17 protein-coding genes are annotated in these 20,294 nt (G+C 53.4%); 1 reads left to right on the forward strand and 16 read right to left on the reverse strand.

Features of this window, described 5'->3' with window-relative positions:
- Positions 1–13: 13 nt before the first annotated feature.
- From dtd to hisS, 4 genes are all read right to left on the reverse strand, one after another.
- Positions 14–448: a D-aminoacyl-tRNA deacylase gene (gene dtd, locus HMPREF3164_RS08285; RefSeq protein WP_048754016.1), complete on the reverse strand. Its 435-nt coding sequence runs from the start codon at positions 446–448 to the stop codon at positions 14–16.
- Positions 449–482: 34 nt separating this feature from the next.
- Complete coding sequence (locus HMPREF3164_RS08290; protein WP_048752089.1) at positions 483–1,010, reverse strand: P-loop NTPase family protein; 528 nt, start codon at positions 1,008–1,010, stop codon at positions 483–485.
- A 154-nt stretch (positions 1,011–1,164) separates the two neighbouring features.
- Entirely contained in the window at positions 1,165–2,943 is a 1,779-nt protein-coding gene (gene aspS / locus HMPREF3164_RS08295; protein ID WP_070450368.1) for an aspartate--tRNA ligase, read from the reverse strand.
- A 142-nt stretch (positions 2,944–3,085) separates the two neighbouring features.
- The gene (gene hisS, locus HMPREF3164_RS08300) at positions 3,086–4,453 is read right to left on the reverse strand and encodes a histidine--tRNA ligase (protein WP_070450370.1); all 1,368 of its coding nucleotides are present in this window, start codon (positions 4,451–4,453) and stop codon (positions 3,086–3,088) included.
- Between the two features lie 282 nt (positions 4,454–4,735).
- Between hisS and HMPREF3164_RS08305 the strand changes: the two genes are divergently transcribed.
- Entirely contained in the window at positions 4,736–6,007 is a 1,272-nt protein-coding gene (locus HMPREF3164_RS08305; RefSeq protein ID WP_238382381.1) for a DUF349 domain-containing protein, read from the forward strand.
- A gap of 151 nt (positions 6,008–6,158) precedes the next feature.
- Here HMPREF3164_RS08305 and HMPREF3164_RS08310 read toward each other — a convergent pair whose 3' ends face one another.
- From HMPREF3164_RS08310 to HMPREF3164_RS08365, 12 genes are all read right to left on the reverse strand, one after another.
- Positions 6,159–8,564, reverse strand: a complete 2,406-nt coding sequence (locus tag HMPREF3164_RS08310) for a RelA/SpoT family protein (protein ID WP_070450373.1) — start codon at positions 8,562–8,564, stop codon at positions 6,159–6,161.
- A gap of 252 nt (positions 8,565–8,816) precedes the next feature.
- Positions 8,817–9,914, reverse strand: coding sequence for a protein translocase subunit SecF (secF, locus tag HMPREF3164_RS08315; protein WP_048754012.1), 1,098 nt, complete (start codon positions 9,912–9,914; stop codon positions 8,817–8,819).
- 2 nt (positions 9,915–9,916) lie between these two features.
- Positions 9,917–11,623 (reverse strand): protein translocase subunit SecD, encoded by a 1,707-nt coding sequence (gene secD, locus HMPREF3164_RS08320; protein WP_070450376.1) that lies wholly within the window; start codon positions 11,621–11,623, stop codon positions 9,917–9,919.
- An 89-nt stretch (positions 11,624–11,712) separates the two neighbouring features.
- Positions 11,713–12,051 (reverse strand): preprotein translocase subunit YajC, encoded by a 339-nt coding sequence (gene yajC, locus HMPREF3164_RS08325; RefSeq protein WP_048752078.1) that lies wholly within the window; start codon positions 12,049–12,051, stop codon positions 11,713–11,715.
- A 296-nt stretch (positions 12,052–12,347) separates the two neighbouring features.
- Positions 12,348–13,334: a Holliday junction branch migration DNA helicase RuvB gene (gene ruvB / locus HMPREF3164_RS08330; RefSeq protein ID WP_210398382.1), complete on the reverse strand. Its 987-nt coding sequence runs from the start codon at positions 13,332–13,334 to the stop codon at positions 12,348–12,350.
- A 138-nt stretch (positions 13,335–13,472) separates the two neighbouring features.
- Positions 13,473–14,093, reverse strand: coding sequence for a Holliday junction branch migration protein RuvA (ruvA, locus tag HMPREF3164_RS08335; RefSeq protein ID WP_070450383.1), 621 nt, complete (start codon positions 14,091–14,093; stop codon positions 13,473–13,475).
- A gap of 123 nt (positions 14,094–14,216) precedes the next feature.
- On the reverse strand, positions 14,217–14,882 hold the full coding sequence (gene ruvC / locus HMPREF3164_RS08340) for a crossover junction endodeoxyribonuclease RuvC (protein WP_013399139.1): 666 nt from the start codon (positions 14,880–14,882) through the stop codon (positions 14,217–14,219).
- 117 nt (positions 14,883–14,999) lie between these two features.
- Positions 15,000–15,758: a YebC/PmpR family DNA-binding transcriptional regulator gene (locus HMPREF3164_RS08345; RefSeq protein ID WP_041321796.1), complete on the reverse strand. Its 759-nt coding sequence runs from the start codon at positions 15,756–15,758 to the stop codon at positions 15,000–15,002.
- 190 nt (positions 15,759–15,948) lie between these two features.
- Positions 15,949–16,710 (reverse strand): type 1 glutamine amidotransferase, encoded by a 762-nt coding sequence (locus HMPREF3164_RS08350; RefSeq protein ID WP_013399141.1) that lies wholly within the window; start codon positions 16,708–16,710, stop codon positions 15,949–15,951.
- The gene (locus HMPREF3164_RS08355) at positions 16,710–17,996 is read right to left on the reverse strand and encodes a Mur ligase family protein (RefSeq protein WP_070450386.1); all 1,287 of its coding nucleotides are present in this window, start codon (positions 17,994–17,996) and stop codon (positions 16,710–16,712) included. The genes HMPREF3164_RS08350 and HMPREF3164_RS08355 overlap by 1 nt, the downstream gene beginning before the upstream one ends.
- 157 nt (positions 17,997–18,153) lie before the next feature.
- Positions 18,154–19,194 (reverse strand): DUF2797 domain-containing protein, encoded by a 1,041-nt coding sequence (locus HMPREF3164_RS08360; RefSeq protein ID WP_070450389.1) that lies wholly within the window; start codon positions 19,192–19,194, stop codon positions 18,154–18,156.
- Positions 19,195–19,251: 57 nt separating this feature from the next.
- On the reverse strand, positions 19,252–20,130 hold the full coding sequence (locus HMPREF3164_RS08365) for a DUF6318 family protein (RefSeq protein WP_004004768.1): 879 nt from the start codon (positions 20,128–20,130) through the stop codon (positions 19,252–19,254).
- Positions 20,131–20,294 lie beyond the last annotated feature (164 nt).

Genomic DNA, 20,294 nt, shown 5'->3' on the forward strand with positions numbered 1-20,294 from the left:
GTACATGCGGTATCTAGAGGGTTTCGCTATCGAGAATGAGGGTTACCGGCCCGTCATTAACGAGTTCAACCTGCATATCGGCGCCGAAAACTCCTGTTTCAACACGGAGCCCGATAGCGCGGAGCTTCTGGACAAAAGCCTCAAAAAGCGGCTCGCTGACAGCGCCCGGAGCCGCTTTCGACCACGACGGGCGCCTGCCTTTTTTCGCATCTCCGTAGAGCGTGAATTGACTAACGGCGAGAACGGGCGCATCAACCTCAAGCGCGGATTTTTCGCCATCAAAAAGGCGCAGGTTAGCGGTCTTATCCGCCATTTTCGCCAGTTGGGCCTCGCCGTCCTCATGGGTAATACCGACGAGTGCAAGATACCCGGTTTCTTCAATCGCCCCAACGATTTTATTCTCTACACGCACGGATGCGCGGCTTACACGCTGCAAAATAACTCGCATGGGTATGCTCTGCCTTTCGATGTTTATAAGACGTTCAGATACTTCCGCGAAGCTGTACCGCTTGCAGAAATTTCTCTGCTTCACGGGGTGTTCGGAATTCGATATATCGTTTGTCAGGGTGATTTCTGCGTGCTTCGGCCATCAGAGGCGCATATTTAGGGTAGCTGCTCCAGGTGTAGCGAATCATATTTTCGGGGTCGGTAAAAACGCTCCACAGAGGCGGCTCAGTATTTCCGGCCCAAAGTTCTTCACGAGTCACTGCTCGGTGCAGGGTTCTTCGAATAACCCGCTGCTCAACAAACCATCTCGGATAATGCAGGTAAATGACGGTATCAGCACGCTCTAGAAGACGCTCACGTACCTGCGAATACTGCCATTCTGTAATCCACGAATCCTGCGCCGCGAGCTCATCCACATCTGCTTCAAAACTGGGGCGGGGCGTCCAGTTCTCGCCCCAATGCAAAGAATCCATTTCGGTATGCGGTATGCCTAAAATCGCACCAAGTCTTCCGGCAAATGTGGTTTTGCCGCTGCCACTGGCGCCTGTCATGAGGATGCGCATAGGTTCATGCCTTTCGTACGGGGACTCTTTCCAGAATAGCTAACCCATACACGAATGCGCGCCGAAACGACGAAAGCGGGCTGCATATACACCTTGGTGTATCTACAGCCCGCTTTCCTCTCAGCGCTCACACGCAGGAATTTTCAAGTAAGAACTACTTCTCGTCTTCATCCTTCTTCTTCGGCTTGAAATCAACGCCTGCTTCCTTGCGCTGCTGCGGCGTGATCGGCGCGGGTGCGGCAGTCAGCGGGTCATAGCCGTTACCGGTCTTCGGGAAGGCAATAACCTCGCGAATTGAATCTACCCTCGCAAGAAGCGAGATAATGCGATCCCATCCGAATGCAATACCGCCCATCGGAGGTGCGCCGTACTTGAAGGCGTCCAGCAAGAAGCCGAACTTCTCCTGTGCTTCTTCCTCGCCAATTCCCATGACCGCAAAAACACGTTCCTGCACGTCACGGCGGTGGATACGGATAGAACCGCCACCGATCTCGTTACCATTGCAGACAATATCGTAGGCGTATGCCAGCGCCGAACCGGGATCCTTGTCGAAGGTATCCAAGAACTCGGGTTTTGGCGCCGTAAAGGCGTGGTGCACGGCAGTCCATGCTGAGTGCCCCAGCGCGACATCTCCTGACTCGGTGGCCTCTGCGGCAGACTCGAAGAGAGGCGCATCTACTACCCACAGGAACGACCACTCGCCGTCCTTGATAAGGCCGGTACGGTGGCCGATCTCAACACGGGCAGCGCCTAGCAGAGCACGCGCCTGTTTAGCTTCACCGGCGGCGAAGAAGATGCAGTCCCCGGGGTTGGCGCCGGTTGCTGCAGCAAGACCTGCACGTTCCTCATCGGTGATGTTCTTCGCAACAGGACCAGTCAGTTCGCCGTCTTCCTGCACGAGTACATAGGCCAGACCTTTCGCACCGCGCTGCTTTGCCCATTCCTGCCATGCATCCAGGGTGCGGCGCGGCTGAGAAGCACCGCCAGGCATCACCACGGCACCCACGTAGGGAGCCTTAAACACACGGAAAGTGGTGTTGGCAAAGTAATCGGTAAGTTCGGTCAACTCAAGACCAAAACGCAGATCTGGCTTGTCGGTACCGTATTTCTCCATCGCTTCGGTATAGGTCATACGGCGAATAGGACGGGGAATATGCACATCAATCAGGTTCCAGACAGCCTCGACAATGCGTTCGCCTAGGTCAATAATGTCATCCTGATCTACGAAGGATGCCTCAATATCGAGCTGAGTGAACTCAGGCTGACGGTCCGCGCGGAAGTCCTCATCGCGGTAGCATCGGGCAATCTGGTAGTACTTTTCAATGCCGCCCACCTGCAGGAGCTGTTTAAACAGCTGAGGTGACTGCGGCAACGCATACCAAGAACCAGGTGCCAAACGCGCAGGAACCAGGAAGTCACGGGCACCTTCGGGCGTTGATCGGGTAAGAGTGGGGGTTTCAATCTCTAGATAACCGTCATCAGCAAGCAGGTTGCGTGCCGCGCGGTTAGCGTCGGAACGCAGGCGCATGATGCGAGCGGGTTCGGGGCGGCGAAGATCGAGGTAACGGTAGCGCAGACGCGCCTCTTCACCAACCTCAACATGCTCGTCAATCTGGAATGGAAGCGGTGCCGCAGTATTGAGAACCTCGACCGCAGAAACTTCAACCTCAATTTCACCGGTTGCAAGATTCGGGTTTTCATTTCCCTCAGGGCGCTTGGTCACCTGACCGGTTACACGCAGAACGTATTCATTGCGTAGGTGTTCAAAATCATCTTCGTTATGGAACACGCACTGGGTAACGCCCGCGCGATCACGCAAATCGACGAAAGCTACGCCGCCGTGGTCACGACGACGAGCTACCCAGCCGGTGAGGGTTACGGTTTCTCCGATGTTGGCGGCGGTGAGCTCGCCATTGGTATGGGTGCGAAGCACTGCATTCCTTTCATTGCAGGCACCTCACGACTATAGACAGTAGCCGGGTGCATGCGCTTGATTTTTAAGATACGCACACTGCGTGCGCATTTTCCCATTGTAATGCCGCCACTCACTATAGTGTGGCGACACCCTCAATATTTTATGAGCTGATGCTCTCGGCAGGCACTACACGCACGTTCAGGTCTTCTTCTGGCGGCATCCAGCTCGCGGGGTCCGCAGCAACTTGTTCCCCCGAACGGATATCCTTGACCTCGTGCGCCAGCTTGCCGTCATCCTCCGTCGAAATAAACCATACGAAGGGAATACCGCGTTTTTCAGCATATTTGATTTGCTTACCGAATTTGGCTGCATTCGCCGAAACTTCACAGGCGATACCACGCGACCGGAGTGCATCAGCAACATCGTTAGCGGCAGACCAGCCTTCATCATTAGTGAGGGCGATAAATACCGCAGAGGGAACCTTACGGGTAGCCTGCGCAAACCCCTGCGAGAGGATGCGCGCCACCAAGCGGGTTACCCCAATTGACAGCCCGACTCCGGGATAGGTTTTCTTCCCGTTCGAGGCCAGCGACTCGTACCGACCGCCCGAGCAAATCGACCCCAAAGATTCATGTCCCACGAGCACAGTCTCATAGACAGTACCGGTGTAATAATCCAGCCCGCGTGCGATAGATAGATCGGCAAGAACTTTTCCGGGAGCGCGGCGGGCAGCCTCATCGATAACTTCGGCAAGCTCTGTAACACCTCGATCAAGAAGTTCATGCCCAACCTTGTACCGCTCAGCGAGTTCACGGACCTGAGCCGCAAAAGATGAATCCTCGGTACGAATCTGCGCAAGCTCTAGGGCTGCCTGAGCCTGCTCTTCAGAGGCGCCAACCTCACGCTGAAGTTCCTGCGCCACCGCATCCGCGCCAATTTTTTCAAGTTTGTCAATGGAACGCAGCACCGCGGCTGTATCGGTAAGTCCCAGCCCAAGATAAAAGCCCTCAGCAAGCTTGCGGTTGTTCACCCGAAGTTTGAAATCGGGAATAGGAAGTTTTGAGAGTGCATCCACGACAACGAGAGCGAGGGTTACATCGTAGCGGAAAGGCAGTTCACCATCACCCACAACATCAATATCAGCCTGGGTAAACTCACGTGCACGCCCTTCTTGTGGGCGCTCGCCGCGCCAAACTTTCTGAATCTGGTATCGAGAGAATGGGAAATTCAGATACCCGGCGTTTTCAACGACGTACCGCGCGAAAGGCACGGTCAGATCGAAATGCAGAGCAAGTTTTTCTTTAGCTTTAGTGGCGTTATCATCCAACAGGCGAGAGACCGAGTAAACTTCCTTATCAATATCACCCTTGCGAAGAAGCTGCTCAATAGTCTCAACCGAACGGGTCTCAATCGAAGAAAAACCGTGAAGCTCGAAGGTCTTACGCAGAGTGTCAAGAACATAGTTCTCAACAAGTCGTTCAGCCGGTAAATACTCCGGAAAACCAGACAGCGATGCCTTACGAGCCATATGCTTCTCTCCTTGAAATCGTGGTATCAGATGTGCGCCATATTATGTGACGCGCACAGCCTTTTAATGATAGCAAGGATGCGCCCACAGCGAACCGCAAAACTTCGCGCCTATTCTGGCGCGTCACATGCCGCTATAGGATGTATAAACTGTATACACCCGCTATGCTGTATAGATGCGCTATATGTTTCGACCTATAGCCATGAGACGTTTCCCCGGCATGACATAGAGCCTATTCTTCCGATTGGTTTTTCATGCCCCTAGTGAATGAGAGTTATAGCGGTGACTATTAAATCCGACGACACCCAGGTAAACCTTGAGCAGGCACGTAAGTTTGGTCGTGTATCCGATGACGGTCATGTTTTTGTGATTGTTGAGGGTGAAGAGTACGCCGTAGGGCAGTTGCCCGGTGCCTCCGAAGAAGAAGCTCTGGCATATTTCGCCCGCAAGTTCGAGAACGTTGAGGCACAGGTCTCTCTGCTCGAATCGCGTGTCGAGAATAATTCCCCGGCGGCAGATCTGCAAAAGGGTATCACCTCCATCGGTGCGCAAATTGGTGTGCGCAATATGGTGGGCGATTACGCAAGCTTGCAGGAGCGCCTGTCCGCATTGAACGAACGCATTATTAAGCTGGGCGAGGCTCAGCAGCAGGAACGTGCCGAGAACCGTGAACGTGCTCTGGCGGCGCGCGAAGAGATCGTTGCTGAGGCTGAGCAGATTGCGGCTCAGGATGTTGAGAAAATCCATTGGAAGAATTCTCACGCCCGTATGAACGAACTCTTCGATGCGTGGAAACAAGCCCAGCGTGAAATTCATTTGGCGAAATCAGTTGAAGACGAGCTGTGGAAACGATTCCGCGCCGCCCGCACCACCTTCGACCGCAACCGTCGGGCGCATTTCTCGCAGCTTGACGACCGTAACGCCCGCATCAAACGCGCGAAGGAAGAGCTGATCGCTCGCGCTGAACAGCTGTCTTCTTCAACCGATTGGTCTGAGACCTCACGTGAATACGGCAAGTTGATGCGTGCTTGGAAGGAAGTTCCGCGCGGTTCTCGCCGTGAGGACGATAAACTGTGGGCGCGTTTCCGTGCCGCTCAGGATGTCTTCTTTGATGCCCGCAACGCCGCCGAAGCACAACAGGACGAAGCATATGCCGAGAATCTCAAGGTTAAAGAGGCTCTGCTAGTTGAAGCTCGCGCCCTGTTGCCGGTAACCGACATTTCTGCCGCTAAAAAGGCTTTTGAGAAGATCCTTGATCGTTGGGATGCAGCCGGTCGAGTTCCGCGCGCAGATTTGCGCCGTATAGATTCTGAACTTCGTAAGATTCAGGATGAAATCAACGGTGCAGAAGCCGCTAAATGGAAGAAGAACGATCCCGCTAAGGCAGCCCGCGCAAACTCGCTGCTCACCCAGATCCAGGATTCGCTCGCCGAGCTTGAGTCTGAGCTACAGGCAGCACAGGCCTCCGGCGATGCTAAGAAGATCGCCAAGGCGCAGGAGGCTTTGGAGGCGCGCCGCGCCTGGGCGGCAACCCTTGAAGGTTTCAACGCCTAAAGCTTGTTCCTTCCTTTCTTACGAAGGTACAAAAATTCCGGGGTGTTCCCAATCGGGAGACCCCGGAATTTTTGTGTTTATCTGCCAAGCTATGCCCTGCTTACACGCTTTACACACTCTGAGCAGATATTTTCACGCACCTACTGTAAGACTATGCAGCCGCTGGCTTGGCACCGGTGAGACGATACGCCTTATAGACGCCCGCAACGTTGCGCACAACGTTCAAGACATGCTCCAGCATAAACCTGTCCCCTAGCTCAACCGCAAACCGGTCGATGACAGTACGATCCTCAGAGGTGTGCACGCGCGCATCCAGAATACTTACTCCGGCCTCTGAAATAGCTCGGATGAGGTCGCTGAGCAGACCCTTACGGTCCAGACCCTCCACCTGAATCTGCACGCGGTACATGGCATCAGGTGAGGAAGCCCACTCCACCGTGGTAATACGGGGTTCATCATCAGCATTACGCATATTGGGGCAGTCGCGCCTATGTACTGAAATACCGTTATACCGAGTCACCATGCCAATAATGTCATCGGGCGGAACCGGTGTGCAGCATCGCGCAATCTTCGTCAGCACGCCCTCAGCACCTGGAACGACCACGCCGTTATCGCTGACAGCACGGTGAGTCTGCTTAAGCAGGGTCTCATCAAAGTCGCTAACCTCAACCTCAGATTCTTCAATCTGGTCGCCATTATAGAGCTCGACAAGAGAGTCAATCACCTGCTTTGGCGATATTTCGTTCTCACCAATTGCTCGGTACAGCGTTGCAACGTCATTCTTGTGCAGCTGTTGAGCTACCTGCGTCATGAGCTCTGGGCTCATCATCTTCTGCAGCGGCAGCTCATTATTGCGCATGCTCTTAGTGAGAGCTTCACGCCCGCGATCCAGCGCCTCAAGACGGCGTTCTTTTGCGAAATGCTGACGAATCTTTGTTCGCGCTCGCGATGAACGCACGAATTTGAGCCAGTCCTCGCTGGGGCCAGCGTCCTCATTTTTGGTGGTCGTAATTTCGACTGTTGAACCCGTGGGCAGCACTGTATGAAGTGGCACTAGGCGCCCATTCACCTTAGCGCCAACGGTACGATCCCCCACTTCAGAGTGAATAGCATAAGCGAAATCCACAGGAGTTGACCCGGCGGGAAGAGCAATTGCTTCACCGTCGGGGGTGAGCACCACGATTTCATCGGTATCGAGAGTTTCTGCCAAAGACTCATAGAATTTATCTGACTCAGGGTTGGAATTGGAGATTTCGGCAATAGACTGCAAAATCCCCACATTCATGGCGGAGGTATGCGCCCCCGGCTCGTGTTTCTGCTGGGTTATTTTCTCACCCCGCGAAGCCGCTTTATATCGCCAGTGCGCGGCAACACCGTATTCCGCTTCCTCATGCATCTTATAGGTGCGGATTTGAATTTCCAACGGTAAATTACCCGGCCCATAAACCGTCAAATGTAATGATTGATAATTGTTATTTTTAGGATTCTTAATATAATCTTTGAAACGCCCCGGCATAGCGGGCCAGAGTGAAAGTATATGCCCTAAAACGGTGTAACATTGTTCATCCGTTTCGACCATAATGCGCACCGCGAGAATATCGTTAATCTCGTCAAAACTACGCCCTTTGGTTTTCATTTTTTGATGAATGGAATAGTAATGCTTCGGGCGGCCCGTCACCGTAGCTTCAAGCCCCACCGAGTCTAAACGCTCTGTAATTTTGCTGCGTGATTCATCAAGAAATTTTTCAAGTTTAGGGGTACGCTCCCCCACCATACGCACGATTTCGGCATATATTTCGGGGCTCATCGCGGCGAAGGATAGATCCTCAAGCTCCCACTTGATGGTGTTGAGTCCCAGGCGATGGGCCAGCGGAGCATAAATTTTAAGAGTTTCTTCGGCTTTTCGCGCCGCCGACCCTGTGGCTACAAAACGCCAAGTACGTGCATTGTGCAGACGGTCGGCAAGTTTGATAAGAAGCACGCGAATATCTTTACTCATCGATAGCACGAGTTTGCGAATAGTCTCGATGGATGCGTGCTCGCCATAGGTCATTTTGTCGAGCTTTGTCACACCATCAACAAGGTAAGCAACCTCTTCGCCGAACTCTTCTGTGAGCTCTTCCATGGTGTATTCGGTGTCTTCGACTGTGTCATGCAGAAGCCCCGCTGCCAAGACAGGACCGGTCGCGCCCATTTCAGCAAGAATCGCGGTCACGGCAACGGGGTGGGTAATATACGGATCGCCACTTTTACGCTTTTGACCTTCGTGATATTTATTCGCTATTTCAAAGGCACGCTGCAGAACTTGAATATCTTCATCGGGGTGATATTTCCGCACGGCGCGTACAACAGGCGCTAAAAGCGGTGAGAAACGTACAGACGCACTTTCGTTGGCTCCCCCAGATGTTGAAAGCATGCGGCGACCAAAAACCAAACGGTTAGGCACACGTCCGGATGCCGCCATCACACGGTGAGAGCCACGCACAATTTTCTTAGGCGGCTGCGTCTGCATGCCGCCTTCGTTATCGGGGATTACGGGAGATCCTGCTGCGCTCATCTTTCTGCCTTCTTCCTCGTGCCCTCCACGTATTGAGAATCATCGTCGACCCACGCATCACCATAAAACCTGCGATATTACGATATCTTGAGTGAGACTCTCATGTGTTTATTTATCCTACTCACTGTTGTGCAAATGCGGCAAACTCATGTAGTGAAACTTTCAAGATTTATTGTAGGTGTTACATAAACCATAGGGGGCGCTCTTGTGAGAACGCCCCCTATGATTATTCACTTATATGCCCCAGTCAAGTTATTGGTCTGCGTTTATAACGTTGACTTCAAAACTCGGTTTACGGCGTTTACGCGGTTTATCATCGTCATCCTCAGATGCGGCATCCGCCTCTGCCTGACCACTCGCGCGGTATTCCTCAACCTTACGTGTGTGGGCGAGAATCTTCCGCTCGCCCAAACGTAGGGTTCCATAAAGCGGCGCCGATACGAAGAGTGTACCGACCATGCCGACCAGAATACCGACGAACAATGACAGTGAGAGATCTTGCAGAGTACCGGCGCCCAGCATAAACGCGCCGATAAAGAGGATCGAACCCACCGGAAGAACACCAACAATAGCGGTGTTAATTGAACGCACTAGCGTCTGGTTCACCGCAAGGTTAATGTCTTCCGCAAATGTCCTGTCTTTACGGGAGAAAGCATCCTCGGTGTTCTCACGGATCTTATCGAAAACCACCACCGAGTCGTACAGTGAGTAGCTCAAGATCGTCAAAAAACCGATGATCGCACTCGGGGTAATCTCGAATCCGAGAGCCGCGTAAATTCCTACCGTAACAACTACGGTAAAAAGCAACCCGGCTATAGAGGCCAGCGACATCTTCCACGTGCGGAAATAGAACGCCATGCCGATCAGTGCAAGGATCACGAACACTATCAACCCGAAGAATGCCTGGCGAGTTACATCTTCGCCCCAGGTAGGACCAACGTAAGAAGAGGTTACGTCGTTCTCGCTCACACCATAAGCATCTTGCAGAGCTTTCTTAACACTGAGGGTTTCGTTATCAGAGAGCTTGCTCATTTGAGCTCGGATAGTTCCGGGGGCAATATTTGTAACACGCACATCCGATGCCGAGGGTGCATGCTCTTTCACGGCGTTTTCGCCCTCAGATACCTCAGTGTGGGTGGTTCGAGATACCACAAATTCCGAGCCGCCACGGAAATCAATACCCAGGTTAAATCCACCGCTTACAAGCGGTATGGCAACAGATACCACCATCAACAGAACCGCAAGTAAGAGCCAGAGGCGGCGCTTGCCGATGAAAGGATAAGACCGAGCACCCGAGTGCAGGTCATTACCGAAGCGCGCAAAAACATTAGGCTTAACTTCAGCAGCCATGATTACGCCTCCTTCTCATCATTTGTTGCTTCTTCAGCAGTGGCGGCGCGCTCAGCACGTCGACGCTCCGCAATACTGAGTGTAGATTCCTTTGACGAGCGGAAACGACCGGCGCCTCGGTATAGGGGCGCTGCCCCCAAGGATTCCGGTGAAAGCCCGGAATGGCGGTGCCCCTCGCCAAAGTATCGTGTATTTGCAAGCAGAGTAAGCGCGGGGTGGGTGAAGAGATACACCACAACCAGGTCTGCGATCGCGGTAAGACCCAAGGTAAATGCGAAACCCTTCACCGAACCAACCGAGACCACATACAGCACTACTGCCGCCAGAAGGTTTACAGCTTTAGAAGCCAGGATAGTTCGGGACGCTCGCTTCCACCCGTGACTGACAGCCGCCGGTATTGTACGTCCGGCACGAATCTCATCACGAATACGCTCGAAATACACAATGAAGGAGTCTGCTGTCGCGCCAATTGCCACAATCAAACCAGCAACACCCGCCAGGGAGAGGCGATAGTTTAGGGCCCATCCCAAAAGCACAATGGCCTCATACGAGATAATGCCCGCAACTACCAAAGAAGCCATTGTCACAAACCCGAGCAGACGGTACTGGAACAGTGAGTACACGAAGACCAAAAGCAGACCAATCAGACCGGTCAGAATACCCACTTTAAGCTGTTCTGCGCCCAAAGTTGCAGAGATCTGCTGCTCTGACTGAATAGAGAAACTAATCGGAAGAGCACCGTACTTCAGCTGATCGGCAAGGTTTTTAGCCTCCTGCTCTGAGAAGTTACCGGTAATCTGCGGCTTGCCGTCCGCGATAACCGCCTGCGAGACGGGCGACGACAAAACCTTGCCGTCGAGCATAATAGCGAAACGGCTGCGGGGGTCGTTCGGGTTCTGACCGCGAATAGCGTTCAAACGGGCCGTCACGTTCTTAAAAGTTTCACGTGCCGATTTAGACGAATCATCTTTGAACTCAATATTCACGGTCCAGCGACCGGTGTTAATGCCCTGCCCGCTAGTTTCTTGCGAGTGACTTGCTGTCGAAATATCGTTACCATTGAGTTCTACCGGGCCCAAAATGAATTTCTCGTTGCCATCGGTAGAGCACGCCACGATAGCTTTCTTGGGGTCTGCCGCTTCCGCTTCTTCATTATTGCCCGCGGAGCAATCTTTAGCCTCAAACTCTTTATAAAGCTCGGGAGTAATCCAGTTGGTATCTGAACCGTTATCCTCCTGTGGCTCTGCGGTAGGCTTTGGGAGTTTATCGTCAGGAGTGCGTGATTCCTCAGGTACTGCTGTACCGGGCGATGAGGATTGCAGCACCGCGCGGAAGGTCATGTTGGCGGATGCCTGAATAAGCTCACGGGTTTCTGGGCTGATATTTCCAGGAACCGAAACCACAACGTTGTTTCCGGAGCCGAAAGACGTTGTAACTTCTGCCTCCGAAACGCCTGCACCGTCAACGCGCTGACGAATAATTTCAACGGCCTGTTTCAGCTGCTCCTGGCTAACGTTGGTGTCGTTCGACCCGTTCACTTTGGGTGAGAGGATCATCTGGGTACCACCAGATAAATCAAGTGCTAGTTTTGCTCCCCACGACCCACCGGCTTGCGTGGTACCGAAAATACCAGCGGCCATAAGGATCATGAGCAAAACCATCGAGACGAGGGCGCCTCGCGCGGCTGCAAGCGGTGAACGCCTAGCCATATGTGCCCCTTACTAGTTCTATGTTCTAGATATTCTTATGTGCATGAGATAAGGAGCTCCCCCTTTTAGCGGCGAAACTCCTTGACCAGTTATTCTTTGGTCTCTGAAACGTCAGAGCTTGTTTCTTCGGATGCGCCAGCACCTTCGGCAGAATCTTCAGCAGCCGTAATAACCTGCGCAATCGAGTGTGGGTTAATGGTGATGACGGTGCCTTGAGCAATCTCAAGTTTGGCTTTCTGCGCCTCAGCATCAACGGAGACAATTTTGCCGTATAGACCCCCACGTGTCATGACTTCGTCCCCGGGTTTAAGCGAAGCGATCATATCCCGCAGCGCTTGGAACTGACGCTTCTGCCGCCTAAAACTGCTGTAAATTAAAAACCCAGCAAAGACGACGACAAGAATCATCATAAGCGAATTGACGTCCATATGTTTCCTCTCCGTAGGCGCAAGCCCACCGCCGCAGGTTGGTAATTCCTACGGATATTTTGACGTTTTATCTGTGCACTACCTATCCATCCTACGCGAGAGGGTTGTGTTTCCCTACTCGTTTCATGATCTGCGTGTAGATTTTCTCAAGCATTATTCGCCGTTTTGACAATGCTCGGGCACCTTTTATGCGGATAGCTAACGCACCACTTTTAGCTTATACCCCACACAAAGGTATATCCCGACAAAGACAGTGCCTGTACCTAGTCTCCGATCTCGCTGAGCAACAGCGAGTACTAGAGGCTAATTTCAGGTGCCTCAAGCCCCAAATGCTCCCAGGCGGCAGGCAGTGCTACGCGCCCGCGCGGAGTGCGACCAATGAGACCCTCACGCACCAGATATGGTTCAGCGACAGTTTCTACAGTTTCGGTTTCTTCCCCCACCGCGATGGCTAGAGTTGAAAGGCCCACCGGTCCCCCACCGAATTTGTGGATAAGAGACTCTAAAACGGCGCGATCTAGACGGTCGAGGCCGCGCGCATCCACCTCATACATATCAAGGGCGGTCGCGGCATCATGAGAGTTGATATCGTGAACATCATTGACGAGTGCCCAGTCTCGCACACGGCGCAGCAAACGGTTTGCGATACGCGGGGTTCCGCGCGAACGACCGGCGATCTCGGCATATCCTTCACTTGTGATACGCATATCCATCAAACCGGCGCTTCGGCGAAGTACAAGTTCTAACTCAGGCACAGAATAGAACTCAAGGTGCCCGGTAAAACCAAAACGGTCACGCAGCGGACCGGGAAGCAGGCCTGCCCGGGTTGTGGCACCCACCAACGTAAATTGAGGAAGCTCAAGTGGAATCGAAGTTGCTCCGGCACCTTTGCCAACCACAATATCCACACGAAAATCTTCCATCGCCATATAGAGCATTTCTTCTGCCGGGCGGCTCATACGGTGTATTTCGTCAAGAAAAAGTACCTCGCCCGGTGTGAGCGAAGACAGAATCGCAGCCAAATCACCCGAATGTTGAATCGCTGGCCCGGAGGTAATACGAAGCGGTGCCTCCATCTCAGCGGCAATAATCATTGCCAGGGTGGTTTTGCCCAGCCCGGGAGGACCGGAAAGCAACACATGGTCGGCACTGCGCCCACGCATTTTCGAGGCTTCGAGCACAAGGGAAAGCTGTTGACGCACACGCTTTTGCCCCACGAAGTCGTCAAGCGATTTAGGGCGCAGCGCCGCCTCAATCATTTTCTCTTCAGGTTCTTCTTCCATTGCAACCAGACGCTGCCCAGGAACCTGCCCTGGCGCATACCCACCGGATGTAGCGTTATCGTATGGATTCTGAGTCACAATATCGTCCTTTATGGAAGAGAACACCAAGTCTTCTTAGCCTACGGTACTGGCGTACCGCTAATGCCGCCCCACCGTATTCTGTGCCCCCAGAGAGGCAAGTACCCCTCGCAGGGCAACGCTCACGGCTTCCTTTTCTGCATCTGGGTTATGCTGCACGTAAGCGTCGATTGCGGCATCTGCGTCTTTTTCGCTCCATCCTAAAGAGGTGAGCGCATCCATAACCTGAGGCTTCCACGCGATGCCCTGGGCGGGAGCGTTTTCTTCGGCCTGACCTTCACTCAAAATGAGTTTACCAGCCAGTTCTAACACAATGCGCCGCGCACTTTTCGGCCCGATCCCCGGAACTTTGGTAAAGGCTTTATCGTCGCCGGTTGCAACGGCTCGCTCAACCTCGGTAGCAGTATGCACGCTCAAGACGGCAAGGGCAATACGCGGACCAATCCCCGAAACCGAGAGCATCATCTCAAAGACCTCTCGCTCTGCAGGTTCTGCAAACCCGTAGAGAGTCATAGAGTCTTCGCGCACGATCATAGAGGTCAACAAGGTTGCAGTGGATCCCGTGCGCAGATTTGAGAGGGTACGTGCTGTAGCCCGAACGAGCATACCAAACCCATTGACGTCAAGAATTGCACTCTCTAGCCCTACATGGGTTACATGCCCCGTTAACGACGCAATCATCTTTTCCCTCTCTTGTTACCTTGCGGACCCTACCAACGTGGGTGCCATCATCCAGTATATTAGAATATTTTTCTGAATGTACAGTTTATAGCAATCTTTATCGAAAATATTTCCGATATAAGTTTAGCGTCGTGTCTTTGCCTCAGCTTCAAGCCAGATTCGTTGTGCCGGTGTCAGCTTCGCATGCTGTGCACGCACTGGGCGTGATCCCTGGTGAGTCTGCGTATTCGCTGACATATTAATGCCAGAACCAATGCCGCCACCGCGCCAGCCATGACAGATTGCAATCGCTAGGGCGTCTGCCGCATCGGCGGGTTTAGGAATTTTTTCCAGCCCCAAAATCTTGGTAACCATACGACCAACCGAGGCTTTATCTGCACGCCCCGAGCCGGTAACGGCGGCTTTTACTTCAGAAGGCGTATGAAAGAAGACCGGAATGCCGCGTACTGCTGCGGCAGAAATAACCGCCCCAGAGGCATGGGCTGTACCAATCACCGTATTGACCTGCTCCTGCGCAAAAATGCGTTCAATAGCAAGAGCATCAGGTTGATAGGTATCAAGCCAGGTTTGCGTCACGGTAAAAATCCGCAGAATACGCTCATCAAGAGGCTCAGCGGCGGCGGTTCCCGCGATCCCCACATTGATGAAGCTGGCTTTGCGGTTGGCGGTCATGTCAATCATGCTAAGCCCACAGCGGGTAAGCCCCGGATCTACACCCATAATGCGGGTGGCGCCAGCAGAGCGCGGCTCATTGCGAAGAGGATGGTTTTCTTGCGTAGATGCGTTCATGGTCCTCTTTCGTTGTTGCGCTGGCTGCGCTGTGTATATAGTTCATGCCCGAGTGGCTGCGATGCCGGTGTCTGGCACCGCATTGTAACCGTGCTCGGGCATGAGGTTAAAAGGCTTTTACTCTGCCTCTAGCTGTTCCATGACGTCAGCAGAGACGTTGGCGTTAGAGTATACGTTCTGCACGTCGTCGAGTTCTTCGATGGCGTCTGCAAGTTTGAGGAATTTCTTAGCGCCTTCGAGGTCGAGGTCTACCTGCATGGTGGGGCGGAATACGGGGTCGTCGTTGTTGTAATCAAGTTCCGCTTCATCCAGCGCTTTGCGGATTTCAGGCAGGTCAGTGGGAGCGGATACAACCGTGAAGACATCGCCTTCGTCGAGTACTTCTTCGGCGCCTGCGTCAAGCACAGCCATAAGAACATCGTCTTCGGTCAGACCGTCGGTCTTGGTAACTTCGGCAACGCCCTTGCGTTCAAAGAGGAAGGCGACCGAACCTTGATCTGCCATGGTGCCGCCGTTACGGGTGACTGCCAGGCGAACATCTGACGCCGCACGGTTACGGTTGTCGGTAAGGCACTCGATGTAGAGCGCGGTGCCCTGGGGCCCGCGAGCTTCGTATAGGATCTCGGTGTAGTCGATGGTTTCACCGGTGAGCCCAGCGCCACGCTTAATAGCGCGATCAATGTTGTCGTTGGGTACAGAGTTTTTCTTTGCTTTGGAGACGGCTAGGTCGAGTGCGGGGTTACCAGAAATATCTGCGCCGCCCATACGAGCCGCAACTTCAATAGCTTTAATGAATTTTGCGAAAGCCTTCGCGCGCTTAGCGTCAATTGCGGCTTTCTTATGCTTTGTAGTGGCCCATTTAGAGTGACCCGACATTCGTATCTCCCTTGTCTCTTCTTCGCCCGTGGCGGCGTACTTGCCCTGTTGCCACGTCACAATACTTTTACACTATACCGGTTTCGCGCGGTTCTCGGATAGTTTCATACCTGCGTTTCGCGGGGTGCATACCGTCAAAGTTTTGGTGTGCACCCCGCGGTTTGTTTGGATGTTGTGGCGAGTATCTGCCCTAGCGGGGGCGTTTCATAGCGGATGCGCGCGCTTTTTCGACCATCGAGTCATCAATTTTTTCAGGGGTGAACTCCCCATATTTGCGTTGTGCTGCCGCCTCAATCAGATAGTCCGAAATCTTCGGGTTCTTCGGCAGAAGCGAACCGTGCAGGTAAGTACCCACCACGTTGTGCACGCGAGCGCCTTCATGATGATCTGTCGAGTTGTTCCCTACGCCTTTGGTCACGGTTGCCAAGGGCTCGCATCCTGCGCCGAGGTAGGTTAGTCCCGAGTGGTTTTCAAATCCCACGATGGTGCCGAATTCTTGTGAGTCTTCAACGATGTTGCCAATCAGACGTTCGTTGCCGCCGACCGTGTAGGCATCAAAGATGTTAATACCTTTGAGGGTTTCGCCTTCGTGGGTGCGGAATTCTTTGCCGAAGAGCTGGTAGAGCCCGCAGATCACGAGCATGGGCATGCCGTCTTCTGCATTCTTTTTGAGCTTAGCTCCTATGGCGTGCAGGTCTTCTTGAATTACGGTTTGTCCGGAGTCTTGGCCGCCGCCTCCGATAATAATATCGACGTCGTCGGGGAAGGTATCTCCGGGGTTGTAGTCGAGAATTTCAACGTCGAACCCGTGGGCGTGTGCGCGGCGTGCCAGCGCTAGGGTGTTTCCCCAGTCCCCGTAGATGTTCATATCTTTGGGGTATAGCTGAAGAATGCGCAGGGTTTTGCCGTTATTAGGGCTTGAAACCGGTTCTCCTGCAATGGTGTGGGTCATTACGAAACCCTTTCGACGTCGGTGAATTTGGTGAGCTCTTCGCGTAGGGCGAGCATTGCGGTGTAGGTGCAGAAGATTCGCATGGGTGCGTCGCCGCTGGTGGTGATGAATTTCCTGAGGGCTTCGCTGAGGTTTTCGTTGACGTCATCCACTCGTACACCGTCGTGTTCGAGGCGCAGCGCCATGTCCCAGGCGCGTACCCCTGAGACCATGTCTACACCGGTGTCGCTCAGTGAGTCGAAGTCTACGTCCCATAGCCATGAGACATCACGGCCGTCTGCGTATTGGTCGTTGATGGTGATCATGGTGGCGTAGTCGTCTGCGCTTGCGCTGGCGAGTGAGAGGCGGAATCCGCTGGGGTTCTTAACAAGCAGAAGCTGCAGCGGGCGGCCATTGATGTTGAGGGTTTCGCCGCGACCGAATGCCGGGGTTATTTTAGCGAGTTCGTCAATAAGGGCTTGTTTGTTGAGTTTTTCGCCCAGAACCGCACGGGTGAGGGCAATGGCACCGGCGGCGTTGTAGATATTGTAAATACCGTAGAGGTTGATGTTTCCTTCGCAGGTTTCACCGGCGAGATCGAAGGTTGCGCTGGTACCTGAGAACGCGGTGAGGGTAACGTCTGCGGGGGGAAGTTCGCCGCGGTTGTTATTGATTCCGGCGCGCATTTCGTCGTCCGAGGGGAAGAAGGAACGCAGCGTTTCGTTGAGCCCAAAGTAGCTGATGTTTGTTCCGGTTTTTACGGATTGCGCAAGCGAGAGGATGCGCGGGTCTTCCCGGTTGAGTACCACAGTATCAGTGGTGGCTTCGGCTACAGTGGAGAGCATGCGGCGGGTCGTGTCAATTTCGCCGAATCGGTCAAGCTGGTCTCGCAGTACGTTCAGCAACAATGCGTAGTTTGGTTTGACGGCTTTGACGAAGTGCACAGCATGGGCTTCGTCAAGTTCCAGTACGGCAATATCTGCGTCGAGTTTGCCGCTAAGATCCATGGCTCCGAGCAGTGCCGCCGCCACACCGCGCACGAAGTTTGATCCAGTACGGTTGGTGAAGACTTTGAGTCCCTGTGCTTCGAGGAGCTGCACAGCCATTTTAGTGGTGGTTGTTTTGCCGTTGGTTCCCGAAACGACGACGACGCCATAGGGCAGTTTGGCGAGTTCTTCGGCAACAAATCGTGGGTGTAGTTTTTCCATCACGAGACCGGGGAATGCTGATCCGCCGCCGCGCAGCGTGCTGGCGTAGCGAATGCCCTGTCCGAGAAGGCGAATTAGGGGTTTTGACATGTTCACCATTCTATACCGTTTGTGGTGTACTCCTGTGCGAGGGTTCTTCACAGCGCAGCACCGGCTATGCACCGGGATGGATACCGCTCCCCTGCTATAAGCACTAATAAGCATACGACGAGATTTCCCTGTACGAGATCCCTCAGAAAGTTTTGAACACGACAACTTAGAAAAGCGATGTCTGTACCGTGACGGTGCTGAGAGTATCCGTCGGCTCCACCACATAGTTAGCGAGTTCTGCGGTGTTGATCAGCACGGCGGCATCCGGATCTCCAACGTGAGCGGTCATGAATTTTCCTGTGGCTCCGGTGCAGAAGAAACCTGCTTCGTGGGTTTTGAGGATGCTGGGGAATGCGTCGAGTGGTTCCGGGTTTTGCGCACGCAACGCCGCGTAAGGGCGGTTCATTGCCACGGAGGGAACCCAGGATTCATCTAGGGCGATAAGCTGCGTTAATAGCCCAGATTCGGTAAGTGCTTCATGTGCGCGCTCCACTGTGTTTTGATGCGCTGCCCGCAGTTGAGCCCCGGGTAGCGGTTCAGTCCAGGCTCGGTATTTACTCGCTACCTGTTTGACCTGCGGAATATTGGCGATGCGAGTTACCGCATCCTCAGCTTCACGAATTAGCAACCCATCGGGCGCCTGGGCTATATAGGTTGCGGTGGCGACAGCCTGCTCATCCAGACGACGCGGTGTTGAGTGTTGCGAGCTGGTACCAACTTTAGAGCTTCCGTCAGGAAAAGTAGCGATATAAAGCCTGTGGGGTTGCTGTGCGTAGGCGCGCATTCCGGGTGTCAGCGTTCCCGCGTAAAGATGTGCGGTATGCAGAGCCGTGAACTCGTCATGCGCGGCGCAATATTCGCATTGTTTCCCGCTCTCTAGGCGGTTCCCCTGTGGGCACGCTACACGCTGTATCTGCCCGGTTTCTGTATTGCCACGTGTGTATCCGGCGCAGAACTTTTGGAGGTTCCCAGCACCGTCCAGCGCGAGCCGGAGTCCAAGAAACGCACCCGGAGTCACGGGAACGCTCATAACATCGCCGCTGGGTTTTATGCTAGTGCCGCCTGAGGCATCCGCCAACACCACGGGTTCAAGACGCAGAAAAGGCTGCCTTTCACGCCAGTACACATCACGCCAGATGAGGGCATGTGCGTGTTCGGCTGGTGTGGAAACATTAAAAATTGAGTCCAGCAGGTTGGGGTACCTCATACGTTCAGTGTAACCCTGCCTTTCACACGCGAATAGAGCTGTCGTTTTCCTCTGAGGCTAGTACTCCTCATTCTTGAAGAATTCGTCGCTGCTGAGTGAGACGGAGAGCTTTTTCAAAACTTCGAGTTCTTTGATTTTCCAGCCTTCGCCCTTCACATAGACGAACGTGGCTTTCATTTCTCGGTTCATACCGCGGTTGCGGTAGATTTTGTTGTTTTGCAGGCTTTCCTCGTTATACCAGGCGTAGCGGTTGCGTTTGTAGGAATACGTCACTACCCATTCAGCAGAGTCCCCAGAACCGACTTTTTCCGAGCTTAGAATCTCTACCTTATAGAGTGGGTTCACAGGCCAATACCCCGCCGAGGTCATATCGTCAAACTTCATGGACTCTTCGGGCGTATCCCCGCGGTCTTCGGGGGTGCGGGTGTCAAACGTCGAAGGACGCTCGGTAAATTTATAGTCTTTGGTGAAGAATTGCAGCGACTCTTCATCAGTCATTTCGTGGTTCGTAAGAATCTCATACTCATGGAATTTTGCGAGACGTTTAAGCAACGTTTCTGGCCCTTCAATACCCTGCTCTTTGACCTTAGGGTCGAATTCAGGCTCGTGAACGTTATACGCGGGGTGCTCCTCAGTAGCTGCGACAAATTCTCCGTTGTCATAACGGTTCTGTTCACTGGGTGTCAGGGGTGCTTGAGCGCCGCTAGGCAAGAGTGCAGGCCCACTGGGCTTGATCTTGGCAGGGGAAGGTTCCGCTGTCGGCGTTGGGTTGCCGCTGGCGTCGTCATAGGAGTTTCGGTTATCCTCAGATGCCGTGGAATTTCCGCCGCTGTGGCTCATGGGAGAGGATGCCACGCATCCAGGCGTAGCTAGAATACAGCCCGTGAGAGCGAGAGATAAAAGGGTACGCTTGTACCCAGCGGCGGATGTTGTCATCAACAAACCAGCTTTCAAGAGTGGTTGGTATGCGGTTAATTGTTGAAGCCGGAAGAGCGCTTCAAGCGGTGATGTTGCTATCTCTATCCTGCCACATGCACACGCTAAAAGCATTAATGTACCAGATGATGGTTTAGTGTGGAGGATTTCAAGAGCAATTTTGC

The sequence above is a fragment of the Rothia sp. HMSC08A08 genome, from assembly GCF_001808385.1.
GTDB classification, from domain to species: Bacteria; Actinomycetota; Actinomycetes; order Actinomycetales; family Micrococcaceae; genus Rothia; species Rothia dentocariosa.